At 40.2% G+C, this 17994-nt stretch carries 18 protein-coding genes; 8 read left to right on the top strand and 10 right to left on the bottom strand.

Annotated features, from left to right (window positions below):
- Positions 1–4: 4 nt before the first annotated feature.
- Positions 5–889, top strand: a complete 885-nt coding sequence (locus IGI46_RS17265; protein ID WP_429964180.1) for an IS3 family transposase — start codon at positions 5–7, stop codon at positions 887–889.
- Between the two features lie 123 nt (positions 890–1012).
- Here the strand turns inward: IGI46_RS17265 and IGI46_RS17270 are convergent, their stop codons facing one another.
- Together IGI46_RS17270 and IGI46_RS17275 are read right to left on the bottom strand one after the other, a co-directional pair.
- Complete coding sequence (locus IGI46_RS17270; RefSeq protein ID WP_429964181.1) at positions 1013–1336, bottom strand: type II toxin-antitoxin system RelE/ParE family toxin; 324 nt, start codon at positions 1334–1336, stop codon at positions 1013–1015.
- Entirely contained in the window at positions 1333–1566 is a 234-nt protein-coding gene (locus IGI46_RS17275; RefSeq protein ID WP_207701038.1) for a type II toxin-antitoxin system prevent-host-death family antitoxin, read from the bottom strand. Before IGI46_RS17275 ends, IGI46_RS17270 begins: the two co-directional genes overlap by 4 nt.
- A gap of 145 nt (positions 1567–1711) precedes the next feature.
- On the opposite strand from IGI46_RS17275, the gene IGI46_RS17280 reads away from it, so the two are divergent.
- From IGI46_RS17280 to IGI46_RS17300, 5 genes are all read left to right on the top strand, one after another.
- Complete coding sequence (locus IGI46_RS17280; protein ID WP_429964182.1) at positions 1712–3454, top strand: ABC1 kinase family protein; 1743 nt, start codon at positions 1712–1714, stop codon at positions 3452–3454.
- A gap of 127 nt (positions 3455–3581) precedes the next feature.
- Positions 3582–4475, top strand: coding sequence for an SDR family oxidoreductase (locus IGI46_RS17285; RefSeq protein ID WP_429964183.1), 894 nt, complete (start codon positions 3582–3584; stop codon positions 4473–4475).
- A 190-nt stretch (positions 4476–4665) separates the two neighbouring features.
- Positions 4666–5244: an alkaline shock response membrane anchor protein AmaP gene (amaP, locus tag IGI46_RS17290; RefSeq protein WP_429964184.1), complete on the top strand. Its 579-nt coding sequence runs from the start codon at positions 4666–4668 to the stop codon at positions 5242–5244.
- Positions 5245–5256: 12 nt separating this feature from the next.
- The gene (locus IGI46_RS17295) at positions 5257–5445 is read left to right on the top strand and encodes a DUF2273 domain-containing protein (RefSeq protein WP_429964185.1); all 189 of its coding nucleotides are present in this window, start codon (positions 5257–5259) and stop codon (positions 5443–5445) included.
- Positions 5446–5457: 12 nt separating this feature from the next.
- Positions 5458–5970 (top strand): Asp23/Gls24 family envelope stress response protein, encoded by a 513-nt coding sequence (locus IGI46_RS17300; RefSeq protein WP_429973904.1) that lies wholly within the window; start codon positions 5458–5460, stop codon positions 5968–5970.
- Positions 5971–6006: 36 nt separating this feature from the next.
- On the opposite strand, the gene IGI46_RS17305 is transcribed toward IGI46_RS17300, so the two are convergent.
- Both IGI46_RS17305 and IGI46_RS17310 read right to left on the bottom strand, forming a co-directional pair.
- The gene (locus IGI46_RS17305) at positions 6007–6966 is read right to left on the bottom strand and encodes a P1 family peptidase (protein ID WP_429964186.1); all 960 of its coding nucleotides are present in this window, start codon (positions 6964–6966) and stop codon (positions 6007–6009) included.
- 30 nt (positions 6967–6996) lie between these two features.
- Complete coding sequence (locus IGI46_RS17310; RefSeq protein WP_429964187.1) at positions 6997–7815, bottom strand: MurR/RpiR family transcriptional regulator; 819 nt, start codon at positions 7813–7815, stop codon at positions 6997–6999.
- A 147-nt stretch (positions 7816–7962) separates the two neighbouring features.
- Here IGI46_RS17310 and IGI46_RS17315 point away from each other — a divergent pair, with 147 nt between their 5' ends.
- Together IGI46_RS17315 and IGI46_RS17320 are read left to right on the top strand one after the other, a co-directional pair.
- Positions 7963–8661 carry an N-acetylmannosamine-6-phosphate 2-epimerase gene (locus IGI46_RS17315; RefSeq protein ID WP_429973905.1) on the top strand — a complete coding sequence of 233 codons (699 nt, stop codon included), beginning with the start codon at positions 7963–7965 and terminating at the stop codon, positions 8659–8661.
- 33 nt (positions 8662–8694) lie between these two features.
- Positions 8695–10197, top strand: a complete 1503-nt coding sequence (locus IGI46_RS17320; RefSeq protein WP_429964189.1) for a PTS transporter subunit EIIC — start codon at positions 8695–8697, stop codon at positions 10195–10197.
- A 252-nt stretch (positions 10198–10449) separates the two neighbouring features.
- On the opposite strand, the gene IGI46_RS17325 is transcribed toward IGI46_RS17320, so the two are convergent.
- From IGI46_RS17325 to IGI46_RS17350, 6 genes are all read right to left on the bottom strand, one after another.
- Entirely contained in the window at positions 10450–11217 is a 768-nt protein-coding gene (locus IGI46_RS17325) for a helix-turn-helix domain-containing protein (protein ID WP_429964190.1), read from the bottom strand.
- Between the two features lie 17 nt (positions 11218–11234).
- Positions 11235–11978, bottom strand: coding sequence for a recombinase family protein (locus IGI46_RS17330; protein WP_429973906.1), 744 nt, complete (start codon positions 11976–11978; stop codon positions 11235–11237).
- A 197-nt stretch (positions 11979–12175) separates the two neighbouring features.
- Positions 12176–15556: a hypothetical protein gene (locus IGI46_RS17335; protein ID WP_429973907.1), complete on the bottom strand. Its 3381-nt coding sequence runs from the start codon at positions 15554–15556 to the stop codon at positions 12176–12178.
- A 105-nt stretch (positions 15557–15661) separates the two neighbouring features.
- Positions 15662–16303, bottom strand: coding sequence for a hypothetical protein (locus IGI46_RS17340; RefSeq protein ID WP_429964193.1), 642 nt, complete (start codon positions 16301–16303; stop codon positions 15662–15664).
- Positions 16304–16318: 15 nt separating this feature from the next.
- Entirely contained in the window at positions 16319–17203 is an 885-nt protein-coding gene (locus tag IGI46_RS17345) for a BsaA family SipW-dependent biofilm matrix protein (RefSeq protein ID WP_429964194.1), read from the bottom strand.
- Positions 17200–17955: an LPXTG cell wall anchor domain-containing protein gene (locus IGI46_RS17350; protein ID WP_429964195.1), complete on the bottom strand. Its 756-nt coding sequence runs from the start codon at positions 17953–17955 to the stop codon at positions 17200–17202. The genes IGI46_RS17345 and IGI46_RS17350 overlap by 4 nt, the downstream gene beginning before the upstream one ends.
- Positions 17956–17994: the final 39 nt, after the last annotated feature.

The raw sequence follows: 17994 nt of genomic DNA on the forward strand, positions 1-17994 counted from the left end.
AAACGTGGCTGCTTACCAAGCAATCAAATTCTTGCACGAAGAAATGGACTACCCGATAAAACCCTTGTGCGAACTCTTGCGGATAACACGCTCTGCCTATTATCGCTGGTTGAAACATCCAGAGAGTGTACGCGAACAAATCAATCGTCAAATCACAAAAGACATTCGAACAATTCATGAAAAGCATCCAGATATGGGGTATCGTCGAATCAAAGATGAATTGAAGCGGGCCTATAAGATAAATGTTAACGATAAACGAGTCTTACGCATCTGTCGTCATGAACAAATCCAATCGAGGATAAAACATCCAGCAAATTGCATTACAAGGTGTGCTTATGCTCCGTACTACAAAGCAAAGAACGTTTTGCGTGGCCAGTTTCATGCAGAGGCGCCGAATCAGAAATGGGTGACAGATGTTTCAGAATTCAAGTATTTTATTGGACCAATAGTCAAAAAACTCTATTTGAGTGCGATTCTAGATCTTTACGATCACCGCATTGTCACGTATGTACTGAGTGATACCAATGATTTAGACTTGGTCTTTGATACGTTTGATCAAGCAGTCGAATTGGAGCCAGAGGCTCATCCAATTTTCCACAGTGATCAAGGGTTTCAATATACCCATGTGAACTTCTTCCGCCGCATCGTAAAAGCCGATATGATTCAGAGTATGTCTCGTGTAGGGAAATGTACTGATAATGGACCTATGGAAGGTTTCTGGGGAATGCTTAAGCGAGAAAACTATTATGGACGAAAGTTTACCAGTCGCGAAGAACTCGTCACAATGATTACTGACTACATGAAGTACTACAATACTGGACGTTACCAACGAAAATTACAAGTAATGACGCCGATGGAATTTCACAACAATTACTACAAAGCTGCATAAATCACCAAGGTATATTCAAAAAAACTACTCATCTATTTTTGATGAGTAGTCCACAAAAATTTTATACTATTTCACTGTCCTATTGATGGGGTGCGCACCAAATTCTCACCAACTTTTTTTGTTTTAATAAATAAACCCTTCAAATTTCTCTATATATTCCTCGCTCACTGAAAACAATCTCAAAAGTGTTACCGTTTCTGAATTTTCATCAATCGAGTAAAATAATATATTTTTCTCAAGGGGTAAATACATATATCCTTGAAAGGTAAACAGTAAAGCTGTAGCATCTTTTCCCATTTTTGGAAATGTTCCGATTGTATCAAACGTATCAAAAAGCTGGCTAAGCACTTTTTTTGAGCTATTCTCAGAAAATTCATCTTCCAAATATAAACTAAGTTTAGCCAAGTCTGACATTAAATTGTTTGTCAGGACAACTGCATAGCTCATAGTCCAAATTTCTTTCTAGCATCAGAAAGGTCAACCACGCCACTCTTTTCTGCTTGCTTTAATTTTTCAACAATTTCTATGCTTGCTTTCAAACGATCATACTCTTCGATATTGATAATTGCATACATTCCACGACCATTTTTTGTTAAAAATACCGGTTGATCATTCGTAACCTCCTCAAGCAGTTTATTATAATTTCGTAAATCTGATACAGGCTTAATATTTAACATTACACTCAACTCCTCAAACAAATTGTACCATATTTTACGATTAATTTGCAGCAACTTTACTAACACCACCTTTCTTTGTGTCTTCTTGCATTTTCTTGTAAGATAGAGTTAATCAACCAAACACCTCATAAAGGAGGGTGAACAAATGGTCGGATCTGGAAGAACCGCGCGCTTGAGACGGATTATCTCAGTCGCCAATAAATACAAGCTAATCAAAAATATTACTCAGCAAACCCACCCAGAAGAGGTGCGGGAAGCCTTTGAAGAATTGGGCCCTACCTTCATTAAGGTTGGACAAATGATGTCTGTACGAAATGATATTTTTACCCTTGACTTCACTAAAGAACTGCGAAAGCTGCAGGATAATGTAAAAACCGATGATTTTAAAGAAGTAAAACAGCTGGTTGAAAGTGAATTGGGTTTGCTTATCGAGGAGCTATTCAATTCCTTTGAGGAAATACCTTTTGCTTCTGCCTCTATTGCCCAAGCCCATCATGCGACATTGAAAAATGATGAAAAAGTCGTCGTTAAAGTGCAGCACCCTGGCATCGATAAAGAGATTGAGACTGATCTTTCATTATTTGAGAAAGCCTTGCCGTTAGCTAGCTGGGTTCCGGAAAGTAACGTTGTTGACCTGAAAAGTATTCTGAAGGAAATCCGTGAATCGCTGTCCAATGAATTAGATTTTCGCAAAGAGCTAGAGCATGCAGAGCGTTTCTATCAGCTGAATAACGGCTGGAAGGAAATTCGCTCCCCTAAAATGTTCGAAAGCTACTCAACGAAAAAAGTTTTATGTATGGAATTCATGCCTGGGAATAATTTGAAAGAATTAGTGAATTCTCCAGAAGATGAGATCGCCTACGAAGAGATCACCAACCAAGAATTGAAAGAAACAGTCAGCTCATTGTTGATTGACCATTTTATGAAACAGGTTTTTGAGGACGGCTTTTTCCATGCCGATCCACACACAGGAAACATGCTGCTACAGTTTTTAACCGAAGAGGAAAATCAGAAGGATCAAAAGCCTAAGGATAGCCATTACGAAGGAAAAATCGGCCCCTTCCCTTTCAACTTTGATTTTTCTACAACGGAACCGTTGCGACCCTTCCGTTTAAACTTCATCGATTTCGGTATGATGGGTGAAATTACTAAGGAAATGCAGTTGAAAATGAGCAATGTGATCATTGCCATCTACAGTAAAGATACGCAGCGAATTGCGAATGCCGTCTTAGCCATCTGCAAGCAAACTGGCCCCTTTTCAGAACAGAAATTTAACGAAGAGCTGGATGATTTTCTGAAGCGCTATTTAAATATGCCGGTAAAAGAAATTGATATTCAAAAGGTCTTCTCTCAGGTAGTAGTCATCTGTCACAATAATAATCTGCAAATCGATGACTCCATTACAATGCTGATAAAAGCCTTTGGAACACTAGAGGGAGTCATTGAGGAGCTGAATCCCGAGCTTTCCTTATTTGAAGTGATTTCACCCTTTGCCCAAAAATATTTCTTTGAACAATTTGACTTAAAGGAAGAATTACGTCAAACGGGATTGGACTATCTTGGCACCATGAGGGCTCTTCCTAAGCTGCCAAGTCATGCCCTTACTGTGTTAGAAACCTTCACTAAAGGTAAAGCCAAGTTGAATTTGGAATTTAAGAACCAACATATTTTGCTGGAACGAGCGGAAGCTATGGTCAATCGGTTAGTTATTGGTTTGATTCTTTCAGCATTAGTAATTGGTTCTTCACTGCTGGTGCAAACATCTCCCAGCGGAGGAACGTTTATTTCTAATTTAGGAATCTTTGGCTACGGCGCCGCTGCTATTTCCATCTTGTTTCTAGTAGCTGAAAGCTTATATCGCCGTTATAAAAAATGGCGGGAAAAATAATTTATTTGCACGAATGGGCGCCTTGCTCTTCGTGCTTTTTTTTATTACAACAAAATGCACAAGCACATAATTGTGTTATTTCCCCTCTTCCCGATAGACTGAAATTACCTGAAGGAGGAGTTTATTTATGACAGAACCTATTTTAAAAGATCCAAGAAAAATGTATCGACAAGAAGGTTTCGCTAAACAAGACCAAGAGACACCTGCCCAAGAAGAATACATGCGTGAAAAACCTGATTGTGGTGAAGAAAGCTATAAAGGCAACCACAAATTAGAAAATCGTCGTGTTCTTATTACAGGTGCCGACTCAGGGATTGGCCGAGCAGCAGCGATCGCTTATGCGCGGGAAGGTGCAGATGTAGCCTTCCAATACCTGCCAGGTGAAGATGAAGACGCTAAAGAAGTAGCTAAGTATATTGAGGATGCTGGTCGTAAAGCAGTATTACTGGCTTATGATCTACGAGATGAATCAGCACCAAAAGAAATCGTAAAAAGAGCCGTCGAAGAATTAGGCGGCTTGGATACGATGGTGATGAACTCTGCGCAACAAATTTCATGGCCTTCCATTGAAGAATTACCGATTGAACAAGTAAAGGACACCTATTTGGTGAATATTATTTCAATGTTTGCTTTAGTGAAGGAAGCTCTACCCCATTTGCCTGCTGGAAGCTCCATTATTACAACAACTTCCGTTCAAGCCTTTAATCCAAGTCCACATTTATTGGATTATGCGACGACAAAAGCAGCGATTGCCAACTTTACTGTCGGTTTAGCACAACAATTAGCTGAAAAAGGTATTCGAGTAAATGGTGTTGCGCCCGGTCCAATCTGGACTCCACTGCAATTAGACCAAGGTCAGCCCAAAGATGCCCTGCCAGAATTCGGTCAAGATTCATTACTAGAGCGTGCTGGTCAGCCCGCTGAACTTGCACCAGTTTACGTTTTCTTAGCTTCTAATGACGCCAGCTATGTAACTGCTCAAATTTACGGTGTAACCGGCGGCGAACCAATTAACTTATAAAAAAAGATTTTTTTGAAGAGATCAAAACGGTGGAAACGCCGTCCTGATCTCTTTTTCATACACAAAAAGAGCCTGGAGTCAATAGTTTTTTAGAAATTCTAAAGCATATCATTTTACTTTGTTCACGGTTTATTTTATGATCGTAATGTAAACAAATTAATTAATCTGACGAAAGCTAAGGAGGGTTGTTATGAACAAGGGTCTAAAGTCTTTGCTGATAATTATATCGCTAATCTTACTATCTGTTTTTCTATCAATTGTTGTTATTAATTCACACATTGTGAATATTCCAATGCAATTGGGACCAGCGAGGTATTTCACATTGACAAACTACATCGCTCAACAATATTTATTCTGGGTTGGCGCTGTTTTAGCGATCTTGATGATTTTGGCGATCTTGGTCATTATCTTCTACCCTAAAACAACTGGCAAATTTACGCTAAAGGATAATCATGGAAAATTATCGTTGGATAAACGCGCTATTGAGGGCTATGTTCGTACAAGCATCAACCAAGGAGACTTCATGAACTCCCCTAAGGTGAATGTTAAAGCTACGAATAATAAGATAAAAATTAGGGTCAAAGGAAACTTAAAACGTACCTCATCAATGATCGGCAAAATGGATCTTTGGGCAGCACAAATGCAAGATGAACTGATGCGTGTGCTTGGCCCGAAAGAAAAAGTAGTCGTTGATGTTAAATATGTCGGATTTGAAGACGATCAAAAACAACGTGAAAAAGTATCATCAGATCAGCCGCGAGTAGAATAAGGAGGGGAAACGATGCAAGAGTATTTCACTAAAGACAAGTTGCCCCTTATTTTCGGGGTGATCGGTTTTATCCTGGCTGTACTGTTTTTTACAGTGGGCTTCTTTAAAACCATTTTATTAATCATTATCACAGGTATCGGTGTCGCTATCGGAAAATATCTAAAAGATAACGGCATACTAGACAATTATTTAAAAAAATAGGGGGAATTTACCATGGAAAACAAAACAACAATGACTAATACACAAGCAGCAGGTACAACAAATGTACGAGGAGAATTAACTTACGAAGATAAGGTTATTCAAAAAATTATCGGAATCGCTTTAGAAAATATCGACGGTCTATTAACTGTTGATGGCGGCTTCTTCTCAAATATCAAAGACAAATTAGTAAACAGCGACGATGTAACTGCTGGAATCAACACTGAAGTTGGTAAAAAGCAAGTCGCAGTTGATATGGATATCGTTGCAGAATACGGTAAAGATATTGAAAAAATTTACGACGAAATGAAAGGCTTAATCATTGAAGAAGTGAAGAAAATGACTCACTTAGACGTGGTTGAAGTTAATGTAAATGTTGTAGACATTAAAACTCGTGCTGAATACCAAGACGAAAGTGAAACTGTACAAGACAAAGTAAGCAATGCAGCTGAATCAACTGGTAAATTTGCTTCTCGTCAAACAGACAAAGCACGTAATGCAATGGAATCAGAACCACGCGTTCAATAATCTCACTGCTTAAAAAGCTGATCCGAGAAAATCGGATCAGCTTTTTTTTGCGTAATACTCTTTACAGGACAGGTAGTCACCATACGTTTCAGCCTGCTTTACCCCATCCAAAATTGCTTGTCTAACGGCCTCGACGGTCAAGATCGACACTGCTTCAAAGGTTGCCTCAATTTGATTGGCACAAAGCACAAACATTGTATCCCCATCAAAGGTTGTATGAGCAGGACGAACAGCTCGGGCAATCCCGTTGTGGCTAATATCCGCTAATTTATTAACCTTAGCTTTAGGCAAGGTTGCATTGGTCATCACACAACCGATTACTGTATTCCCTGAATACATATCCCGCATATCTTGATACCGCTCCAAAAAAATGGCTTCCGAACAACCAATTTTTTGTCCATCGCGTGCTCCAGCCAGAAAAATTTGCTGCTGTTCATCATAAATATCACCGACAGCATTGACTGCCACAACCGCTGAAACAAATAGTTCTTTATGCTGGATCGTACAGCTGCCAATTCCGCCCTTCATAGCATTCTCACGGCCGTTCATATTGCCGACACTCGCCCCTGTTCCAGCTCCAACATTTCCAGCTGAAAAGGGCTCATTTTTGAAAGCAGCCTCACAAGCTTGATACCCAAAGCGGCTGTCTGGGCGAACATCCTGGCGACCCATGCCTAAATCAAACAAACTGGCCCCACTGACATTTGGGACTACTCCCAGACCGACATCTCGACCGATTTGATGTTCCTCCAAGTAGTTCACGACACCATCACTGGCAGACAATCCAAAGGCACTGCCGCCAGATAAAGTTACGGCATGGACTGCTTTACGATTGTTTTCCGATTTTAATGCATCTGTGTCGCGCGTATTCGGCGAACCGCCCCGTACACAAACACCACCGGTCGCACCATCCTCAGCTATAATCACCGTACACCCCGTCATCGCTTCCGTATCTGTACAATGGCCCACTTTGAAAAATGGTTGAATCCCTTCCATGCTCCCCCTGCTTTCTGTATGCTAATTAAACTAATCGATGCTCTTGTCTAAAATGGAACGCAGCACCTTTGCCCGCAACTCCACAGAATCAATATTATTTTTCACTTCATAGCCCTGTACCAATAAATCACAAAGATACAGCTGAGAGATCTTCCCAGCCAAAGACGCACCATCTAAAAATTCCTGAACAGCTGTCTGCAGTACAATATCTGCCAGCTCTGCAATGGGTGAGGATAAATAGTTGGTAATCGCCAATACCTTCGCTTGATTTTGTTTAGCAATTTTCAAGGAATTGTACGTATCCTTGGTTTTTCCTGATAAAGAAAACCCGATAACCAGATCCTTTTCAGTTAACAACGAAGCAATTTGTGCCTGAAAATGTGGATCAATAACCGTACAAGAGTGTACCCCGACCCTTAAAAACATTGCTTCTAAATCTTTTCCAGTATTTCCACTGGAACCTACACCAAACATATAGATGCGCTCCGCCTCAGTAATCGCCTGAATCGCTTGATCCAGCTTCCCTGAATCCAGCAAATGATTGGTAGTTTTTAACGAATCATTCACCTTTTGAGCTGTTTTATCGAAAACATTGGCAGTCTGAGAATCCTCTTGCTGCTTGCTGAAATCTTCTTTAGCAATCTCGATTTTTAAATCAGAAAAACCAGAAAAATCCAGCTTTTGGCAGAAACGAATAATGGTCCCATCGCCAACATTGGTGGCTGCTTTGATATCACTCATCGTACTGTAAACAATTTTTTCACCACTAGACAAAATATAGTCCGCTACCTTTTTCTCTGATTTCGTCAAGCTAGAATAGCTTTCCTGAATTTTATACGTAATTGTCACTGATTCACCTTCTTTACTTCTCTCACTTAACGATTATACGTCAAAAAAAATTTTTTTTCATTTCTTATTTACAGAGTTGAAAGCGCGTGCTATAGTCTGATTGGAGAATTAATCCAAAATAATATATAAACGGAGGATAATTGGAGCGTGGAAAAATCAACATTTCTTGACTTGATAAAGAATGGCTTAGTCGTTTCTTGTCAAGCATTGCCTGGAGAACCACTATACACCGAAGAAGGAGGAATCATGCCTCTCATGGCTGTTGCAGCAGCACAAGCCGGAGCTGTCGGCATCCGAGCGAATACTGTTCGTGACATTCGTCAGATTAGAGAAAAAATTTCTTTACCTGTCATCGGAATCATCAAACGAAATTATCCATCTAGCGAAGTATTCATTACTGCGACAATGAAGGAAGTAGATGAATTAGCTGAAACAAATGTAGAAGTAATTGCGCTAGACTGCACCCTGCGAGAACGTCCCGATGGTCAAAGCATTAACAGCTTTATCCAGCAAATCAAAGTTAAGTATCCAAATCAATTATTTATGGCGGATATTTCCACCTACGAAGAAGCCAAAAATGCTTTTGAAGCAGGCATTGATTTTATTGGCACCACCTTATGCGGGTACACAAAGGAAAGTGCTGGCAGCGAAGTACCAAATTTTGAATTAATCGAAGCAATGGTTGCTGATGGAATGACGGTCATTGCGGAAGGACAGATTCGGACACCTGAGCAGGCAAGAAATATTAAAGATCTGGGTGTGGCAGGTGTTGTGGTAGGCGGTGCAATCACCCGTCCCAAAGAAATTACCGCTCGCTTTATTGAAGCTTTAACCAAAGAAAATTGATCGAAGCAGTCAACAGGACAAGGAGGAAAACAAATGTTTAAGAAATTTTCACAGTTAGGACGCGCATTTATGCTGCCAATCGCTATTTTACCGGCAGCTGGTTTGTTGTTAGGTCTAGGTGGCGCACTGACCAATGAGAGTGCTGTAGCGGCCTATCCTTTTTTAAATCAAGGATGGCTGCAAACTATCTTAAGTATCATGAGCTTTGCCGGAAATGCTGTATTTGCTAATTTGGCTCTGATTTTTGCTATCGGTATTGCTGTTGGTTTAGCAAAGGGTGACAAAGGAACAGCTGGTTTAGCTGGCGGAGTAGCATTTTTAGTTTATACCGCAACGATTAGCGGGCTATTGCAATTATTCTCAGCAGAAGATGCCAGCATCGATACAGGGGTTGTTGGATCGATTGTAATTGGTGGAACCGTAGCCTTCTTGCACAATCGTTACCGTAAAATCGAGCTGCCTCAATTTCTAGGGTTCTTTGGCGGATCACGCTTCATTCCAATCGTATCTTCCTTTGCCGCAATCGTTATTGGGTGCTTCTTCTATTTGATCTGGCCGCCAATTCAAAATGTACTGGTAGCCGCTGGACACCAAATCGCTGAAATGGGCAGCATCGGAACCTTCTTCTATGGATTCCTGCTGCGATTGACTGGCGCTGTTGGATTGCACCACACGATTTATCCCTTGTTCTGGTATACATCCTTAGGTGGCGTGGAAACGGTGGCGGGTGCTTCGGTCTCTGGAGCTCAAAATATTTTCTTCGCTCAATTAGCTGATCCAAGTCATACTGGACTATTCACTTATGGTACTCGTTTCTTTGCTGGACGTTTCGCTACTATGATGTTCGGGTTACCAGCAGCCTGCTTTGCTATGTACCGGGCAATTCCTAAAGAAAACCGTGAGAAAAGTGGCGGACTGTACTTTAGTGGTGCCTTGACTTCCTTCTTAACCGGGATTACTGAACCTATCGAGTATATGTTTCTGTTTGTTGCCCCATGGCTCTATGTCATTCATGCATTCTTAGATGGACTATCCTTCTTCTTTGCCGATATTTTAAATATCCGCATTGGTAACTCCTTCTCTGGTGGTTTGATTGACTTTCTACTTTTCGGTGTACTGCAGGGCAACGATAAAACAAACTGGATCAAAGTTATCCCCTTCGGTATTGCTTGGGCCTTCATTTATTACTTTGTTTTCAGCTTCTGTATCAAGAAATTCAAGGTAGCGATTCCTGGTATGGAGGATGATAACGAGCTAACCGTTGAAGATGACTCCTCTGCCCCAACTTCTCTACAAGAAGAGTCTTGGCAAATTATTGAAGCTCTAGGTGGCGACGAAAACATTGAATCTGTCACCGCTTGTGCTACACGTTTGCGGGTAGCTGTTAAAAATGGTGAAAAAGTTCAGAAGCCTGTTTTCAAGAAACTGGGAGCGACAGCTGTTTTCGAAGTACAAGGCGGAATCCAAGCCGTTTTTGGTGGAAAAGCCGACTTGTTCAGCCAAGAAATTAATCAGCTATTGGGTAGAGATGATTAATTAAAGGAGCTAGGTCAGAAATTATAGTTCGGAACTGACTTAAAAAACTAACGAGACAGAAACAGAAAAGCATTTCCTAGGCTGCTGATTACCGATATTCTACTGATGATCGGCAGCCTAATTTTTGCTTTCTTTTTAGGATAGAATTGACTATCTAAATGAACCCGTCAATAACTATATATCTGTCATTTTTGGCAATTCTCTCTCAAATTGAAAAACACTCAACCTTAACCGATTGAGTGCTTCAATTCATTAATTCATAGCAGAATAATACTTCAATTCCTCTAATTGTTGCGAACCTTCCAACCAGTATTCATAAAATGCACTGCTTAACTTGTAGCCTCTGCCCCATAGTGTCGTGATGGTTTCACCAGTGATGCCATGGGTCTCAAATTTATGCTTCAACTTGTTTATCAAGCAAGACAACTGGCTCATATTCGAAGACGTACTGCCATCTTGCCATAAACAATCGCACAGTTCTTGTCGAGATAGAACTCCGCTAGTGGAATAGGATTGGATCAAGCATTCAAAAACCCGTTTTTCTGTTTTGGACAAACTCTTAATTAGCAGTTTCAAACTATTTGGGGTGGTATCTTCTCCTTGCGTCGTAGGGAAGGTCAGAATTTGATTACCTGTTACTACATCTTGCTTCATTTGTTGCTGAAGCTCGTTCATTTTTTCTCGTAGAAGTTCATAACTGGTTTCTTTTGCAACCCAGTCTACCAATCCTTGTTCTTGCCAGTAGCTTTGCTCTTCCTCATTAGGAATGTTTTCCACCACTCGTAGAACTAATAGTGGATGATTTTTCAACATTTGCAGAATCTGTTCTACTTCTGAGTTACAAAGACTTTCACTTAAGATAATCCATTGAAAATAGGAAAGAAAAGGACTAACCGTACCTGTTTTCAGACGTTTGAATAAATCTGTCGAACAAAGAATCTCACAATTCATTCGCTGTAATTTTTGGACTAGCGGTTCTTCTGCTAAGGAATTTTTCGTTAAAATAAGTACGTGTTGCATGGGGATTCACCTTCTCTTCAAATTTTTGATGTTTTCTTCTCTTTTATAGGCGGCTTTGTCTCGGTTTCTTCCGTATCGATCAATACATTCCACAGGATAACTAACGTCACAACCACACAAATAGCCACTTGAATCCACAGTTGATCAAAATAAGATTCGGCTAGCTTGATACTAAAAATTGCCAGTAGGAAACAAATGACTAAGATAATTGCTAGTTGGACTTGTTTTAGTTCTTGTTGCACACGATAGGCTGTCTCTATTGGCACTCGCTTTTGTTGTGCCACTTGTCGAACAGAGCTTTTCTCTACCAATAGCCAGATCATTTCGCGATAGAGTTTGCGAGCTTCCGGTTCTTTGCTAAATAAAGAGTAAGCATCTTTACTACGGTCTCTTTCTTTGCCAGCTTTGACCAGTACTGGATGTAGTAGGCGATCATTGCGCAATGACCAGCGAAAAACTTGGCGCCATTCTTCGATGGTTAGTTGAGGCAAGTTCAATACATCCAAGGTTAATTCTTGTGTTTCCAACTGATCCAGACAAGCTAGCAACTGACGATAATCGCGAGAAACAACCTCCCAAGAAGCAATCACCAAATGGTCTCCAGGTTGGGCAAAATTCATTAAAGCCTGAAAGTCACTTGTTGGTGAATGTAAAGCTTCTAACTCCTGAGCGCCATCAGAAAAGAGTTCGTCCACTGGGTAATCTTCCAGCATATCCAATTGTTGGGTCAGTTGATACCCGCGTGCATAGCCAAGATTCATCGTGTCCTTCCTCTTTCTGTTGGAGTTTTTCTTCGGTTAGTGCCCGATTGTTTCCTATTTCGTAACAACCGGGTAATCTGTGTCTGCAAATCCTGTTGGCTTCGCATTAGCGAGAACAGCAGATAGCTTTGAACTAGCACGATCAGACCCAATACTAGTAATAAGAGATAGACCATGTTCTGTCTCGCCTCTTTCGTTTATTTGGTTTTGATTTTTCCTAGATCGTTCTTTTTGTAATCCCAGCTATAAGGTTGTGGGCCTTCTTGATTCAACTTTGGTTTTAGATAAATAGTGATGAAGTATTCTTCGTCATCATAAAGATCATCTCGTTGGAAAATTAACGAAGCCTTATTACTATCTGCTTCTGTTTTCCCTGAATGGCTTGTGCCATTTGCATCCACATTTCCCAACGTCAGATAATTTCCAACCGACTCATAATATTCAGGAATAATAAGCTTCAGTTCCAATTCATCCAACGGATCGTCCATATGCTCTGCATTTACAGCAATCGTTTCAAAAGCTGGATTATCAGCATTCTTTCCTGACGAAATCCTCACCTGTCGTAACTGATCAGCATTTTCTGTCGTTGTTCCGGACACTCCATCGTAATCGTTGGTTGCCATCCGTAGATAGCCTTCTTCTGGTACGACCAACTGATTGGAATCTCCTACAATAACTTGACGTACGTGTAGAAGAATATCACCAGTAAGGGTAACATCTAGCCCGCCAAGAGTTGGTTTTGTCGTTCCTGATTGATGATTACCATCCACTGGTCCATCCCATTCGTAACGAATCATAGCTGGTCCATCCGGTGGACTGGAATCAATTAAGTTAGGTTGAGTAGCCGTCTTGATTGCATTAAGATTGACCACTTGAAGTTTTGCAGGATTAGTCGTCTTATCCGCCAATACCGGCAATTCAGCATCTGTTTCATGAGTAGAGTCATAATAGTCATACACACGGACATTCCCTCGATTTAATACATCAGCCGCAGTGTGTTCACCTCTTAAACGATATGGTAAAGAATAATCATCTGCATAATAAACCACACCATTGGTATCAATAGGCGTTACTTTTGGATTCGTTTCACTATTTGGCACTGTATTTTTCGTAGTGACGAATACCCAGACACGATTCTTGATTTCAATGCCGCTTTCTGGCTTGTAGGCCACATCTACTGGATAAGGTTTTGCTACAGTGGCTTCTCTTAAGGCTTTTAGCTGAACAGTATCCACTGTCACCTTTGTTGAAAGCTTGCTGGAATCAGAACCGTCTTCATCTAACCCACCGCCCTGATCTCCATCTGTACTTCCATGCTTAGTTAAACTCCAAGCCATTGTTTTTGCCAACTCTTTAAATTTGTTTTCATCAGGAATTGTTGAGTCGATTCCCGTTAATGGTATATGGAAGTTTTGCGCATCCAATGCATACTTATCATCTTCGTCAACAATTGTTTCAGTACCCTTTTTATTTACCCAGCGTGAAGTAACACTAGGTTGACTTTGAGAATCCGTGACAAAATAAGTAACCAATTGTGGACCTGTAGTAGTCTTATCAAACCCCAACTTCTCCCATGCGATAGCAGCAGTAGAATTTTTAGGATTTCGATTAATTCTTTTTTGCAACCATTCAGCCCGACCTGCAGCTGTTCCAGCAATTGCTGAATCATTACTATCAAAATGGTCATAAACTTCGATTGCAGTACTATCAGGATCAGTTCCATTAGAAACAGTTCCATTTTTTTTACCAGTAATTAACCATCGGTCCAACGTACTCCATCCTAGATAATTTGCATCCGTTGGATTTAAAATATGACCGTCTGTAAGATCAACAGTAATTGAATTTTCTTGTTTTATTATCGGAGCATAATCGTCTTCAATTTTTAATGTACCGATAAGTGCACTTTCAGCAGAAGGCACTCCAGATTCCGCAGTAAAACTTGGTTCAATATTTTCATCAATCATATATTTATGAGTGGGAAAACTATCATAATCCTTTGTATATCCCGCAATAAATATCTCGTTATTTTCACCTTCAAGTGCAAAACTTGCTGATACTACTCCACCAACTTCAATTGCTCTTAAACTTCTGACATTTAAGTCTTCAGAAGAACCCGTAATACCAGTCATGGCTCCACTAATAAAATAGTAATTACTACTTAACCTATTTGAATAGTATTCAGAATAGAACTCCCCACTTAGTTTCGGCGTAGAGCCATAGTAAGCAAATCCACCTTGTCCGTCTGGATAGAAATTTATGATTGTTCCCGCAGGATAGGTTTTAACAACTTCATCTTGGAAGGTTGTTAAATTTACCCGAATCAATTCACAATTTTTTCCATCATCAGCAAAAAAATACACGAACTCATCATTGCATAAACTTTTAACAACTGAGTATGTTATCATTTTATTAGCTAGAACATTTTTACGAATAGTTGCAATGTCTAAGTGCTGATATACTCTTTTTTTTACTATGGGAAAAACTTCCCCACCATTACTACTCACTTCTGTATCACCTATATCTTCATTGCTGAATATTTGAAAAGTACGTAATGATCGAGGGCTTTCGCTACCATTTACAGTTACTACATAATTTATATTCCCAAAAGTATAATTATTTCTTTTGTAGAGTCCTGCACCTAGACTTCCCATAACACCACCATTAAATGTCTCAAATAGTCCCAGATTTTCCTCAACTAATAGACTTTGTAAAGTATAATGATGACTTGATTTTGCATTGAATTTATCCCCTGTCCATCCACTAGTATTGACTGTTCCTACAGATATTCTTTTATTGTAAATTCCACCTGTATAAGTCGAACGACCTGTAATTAGAGCATCATCAGAGTAGTCACTAAACTGATCAATTATTGCCATGGAAATCACCCCTATTCCTGCTCCTGGATTACCAACATCTTTTTTTTCGAATAGCGTTCTTTCTATGTTCACAGAACCGCCAACTTCATTGACGGTATATCTAAAGAAATCCCCATTCTCAGCACTTACTAGAAAAGCATTACCTTCTTTATTGAATAATTTAGAAAGTATTCTATGATTTAGATTAATCTTTGTTCCTTCATTATCCACAGCTAATTGATTTCCACGTTTATCATAAACAGCTGTTCGCGCGATGCCACCCGTATCGCTTCCGCTAATTGAAAACAAAACAAAATAATTACCTCCTTTTGTCTCTTCAACGTCGATAATATCGCAACCAATGGGTAGTATCTTTCCATTTTTAATTGCAGGTGTACTTCCATAAGCCGTTATTACACTTTTATTCATAATTGGGACTTCTGCTTCTCCCTGAACGTATTCCTTAAATGGTGGAGTCAAATCTTTTATGGCTTGTTCTTTCAATTCTTTTGCATCGAAAGGCAACTCAAACTCATTTGCTCCACCTTCATCCAGTTTAATCGTATTTGTCGGATGTGCAGATACTTCTTCTTTTTTCTCTTTAAAACTGTTCATTCCGAACACTGAACCAATACCTATGACTACTAAAATCAAAAATGTTCCAATAACTTTTTTCACTCTCTTATTGGCAAACAATGTATACACAGTTCTCTTCTTGTTCACTGTTGTGACCCCTCCCCACAATACTCATCAAATCAATGCTTTAGTCATAAAACACTCACCTCATGAGTGCTGATTTAGTTAGAAAGGACATAGATTTCTATGCCCTTATATTGAGTTTTCCACTTTCGTTCTCAATGCATCATCTACTGCTTTTAACGGCTGATCCGTTGGTATGTTTCCTTGCCACCAAGCATCCCGATAAGCAAATTCTGCACAATTGACTGTCTCTACCTTTAAATAAATAGAGAAAGTAGTTTTGTCATATTGTTTAGCTAAGCTATCCGACAATTTGATGGACTCGAAAAGTTTGCTAGTCGTTTTTTTAGGTTCCACAGCTTCCTTGATATAGTAGTAATAACCATCGCCGCCATCTTTCCAATCGGTTATTGCCATGTTCTCTAAAAGAAGATCTTTGCCAATTACTAGCGGTAATACTTGTTTGTTGGTATCACCAGCAATCGGTGCTCGAACTTCTGGCAAGACCATCACGCGAATGAATTGTTTGATCGTCCCAGTATTCTCAATCAGTACTTCTTTCTTAACATCCTTACCTGTTTCTATTTCAGTAATATCAGTAAAATCTTCCAGTAGCTTCGTCTCTACTTGCCCAACTTGAAAATCATTGGCTTTTTGATCCTGTGCAGTCATTGCTGCGTAAACAAAATAGCTGCCACCAATCAATAGAAGGACAAGAGCTAATGTGAATCCTACATAAATGAGTCGCCTCTTTTTCTTTCGATTTCTCATCTCTTCCCTCCTCGATTAGTGCAGCTTAGTTTGATACATGTCATAGGCAAAGTCTGTGGATGTAATTCCCCAATCAGAGATTAGACTTTTCGTGATATCATGGGCATCCATCAAAGGAACGAGCTTATACAAAGCGCCTTTATATTGATTGGCATAAGCTGGATTCAGCGTAACGCTTTCCAACAAGTCCTCAGTACTTTCGTTTGGCTGGAGAATCTCTGAATAGTAGAAATACCCCTTTTCGTAATACCAATAATCCGCATCTCCGGCAATCGGTTTCTTAGCTTGGTCAAACAGCTTAGTTGTTTGGAAATTCAGCTCCATTGCTTTTAACGGCATCGTCCGACCAGTATCGTTATAGACATAAGCCAATGAATGATCATCCACTGGATTACAGATTGCTTGATTGACTTTGTAATACTTATTGGCATACACACTGTAGTAATTGTTAACTTTCCATGTAGTTGTTTCCTTAACCTTGATCGTATTATTTGGTAAAACGCTGGTAGCTGGATAAACGACTAAGTTGCCATTTCCCTTTTCAACAGCTGGATTTTCCCGATGATTATCTGCCACATTCGTTTCAAAACTAACAAAAAACTCATGCAAGGAAAGTCGAACAATCGCTGGTACTTCGCCATTATTGGTCACGCGTATTTCTTTCTTCTTTGATGTCCCTGGTGACCAGTGAAAGACTTGCGTAAAGTCTTCCTCCACCACGGCCGACAACTTTCGTTGATTGGCATCGGTTCGATTCACCCGTTCATCGGCAGAAGTAATCCAAGCATAGGTACTGCCTACTACTAATAACAGGCTTAACACCAGAGAGAAGCAGGCGAACAATCCTTTGCTGTGGACAAAGGTCTGAAACAAATGTTTTCGCTTTTCCTTTTGATTCATTCCTGCTCCTCCTCTTGACGTTTTTTCCATAAGAACAAGACAATCAATATCAGCAACAATCCGGTCAGAAATAAATAGACCAATTCTTCACCCGTTTGCGGCAACAGCTTACGTGCGGTCGGTGCTCCTTGATCGGTTGCTGGTAGGTTGCCTGAACTGCTGGGGAGAGTACTTGGTACCGTCGGCTCTGTTGGCTTCGTTGGTTTGGTTGGTGGTGTAGGAGCAGGTGATTGATCCTTGGTACCCACAAAATTCCAAATAAAATTCAGCGTACTTTTTTCAATCAGATTCTCGTTGGTTAAACTAGAATCGATGGTAAACGTCGCATGCATGACTTTATCTGTCCCATAGGTACAAACACCCAATTCCAGAGGGGTTTTACTCCAGTCTTTACTGTCATCCCCCAGCAATGAACCCTGATAAATTTCTTTGCCATCTAGAACCAAGGTCATGGTAATATGGTTCTTCCAGTCTACTGAACCAGTAGAGTCGATCTCTTCAGCCAACATTCCTAAGGAAAAGGGTTCTTCCAAATCCAAACTGCGAATCGTTATTTCTTTTTCAAAGACATCTCCGGGGAGAATATCCACTAAGTCAATGTAGTATTCTCCCTCAGAGGTGGCATACATCCCATCCGAATCGCCGATCACCATGCCAGGGGGAAGTGCTTTTGCCGCGTACACGGTGGATATGCCGCAAAAGAAGAAACAGAAACACAGGATGCTGCTTGCTAACACGATAAGCTTTCTCAACCTCTGTCACTTCTCCCTTCTTTTCATGGCGTGCGCATG

It is taken from the genome of Enterococcus sp. AZ163, assembly GCF_050498925.1.
Lineage (GTDB): Bacteria > Bacillota > Bacilli > Lactobacillales > Enterococcaceae > Enterococcus_A > Enterococcus_A ferrettii.

Excerpts from the sequence above, each read along its gene's own strand:
- IGI46_RS17270 (WP_429964181.1), bottom strand. The coding sequence starts at position 1,336 with ATGAGCTATGCAGTTGTCCTGACAAACAATTTAATGTCAGACTTGGCT.
- IGI46_RS17275 (WP_207701038.1), bottom strand. The coding sequence starts at position 1,566 with ATGTTAAATATTAAGCCTGTATCAGATTTACGAAATTATAATAAACTG.
- IGI46_RS17280 (WP_429964182.1), top strand. The coding sequence starts at position 1,712 with ATGGTCGGATCTGGAAGAACCGCGCGCTTGAGACGGATTATCTCAGTC.
- IGI46_RS17285 (WP_429964183.1), top strand. The coding sequence starts at position 3,582 with ATGACAGAACCTATTTTAAAAGATCCAAGAAAAATGTATCGACAAGAA.
- amaP (WP_429964184.1), top strand. The coding sequence starts at position 4,666 with ATGAACAAGGGTCTAAAGTCTTTGCTGATAATTATATCGCTAATCTTA.
- IGI46_RS17295 (WP_429964185.1), top strand. The coding sequence starts at position 5,257 with ATGCAAGAGTATTTCACTAAAGACAAGTTGCCCCTTATTTTCGGGGTG.
- IGI46_RS17300 (WP_429973904.1), top strand. The coding sequence starts at position 5,458 with ATGGAAAACAAAACAACAATGACTAATACACAAGCAGCAGGTACAACA.
- IGI46_RS17305 (WP_429964186.1), bottom strand. The coding sequence starts at position 6,966 with ATGGAAGGGATTCAACCATTTTTCAAAGTGGGCCATTGTACAGATACG.
- IGI46_RS17320 (WP_429964189.1), top strand. The coding sequence starts at position 8,695 with ATGTTTAAGAAATTTTCACAGTTAGGACGCGCATTTATGCTGCCAATC.
- IGI46_RS17325 (WP_429964190.1), bottom strand. The coding sequence starts at position 11,217 with ATGCAACACGTACTTATTTTAACGAAAAATTCCTTAGCAGAAGAACCG.
- IGI46_RS17330 (WP_429973906.1), bottom strand. The coding sequence starts at position 11,978 with ATGAATCTTGGCTATGCACGCGGGTATCAACTGACCCAACAATTGGAT.
- IGI46_RS17340 (WP_429964193.1), bottom strand. The coding sequence starts at position 16,303 with ATGAGAAATCGAAAGAAAAAGAGGCGACTCATTTATGTAGGATTCACA.
- IGI46_RS17345 (WP_429964194.1), bottom strand. The coding sequence starts at position 17,203 with ATGAATCAAAAGGAAAAGCGAAAACATTTGTTTCAGACCTTTGTCCAC.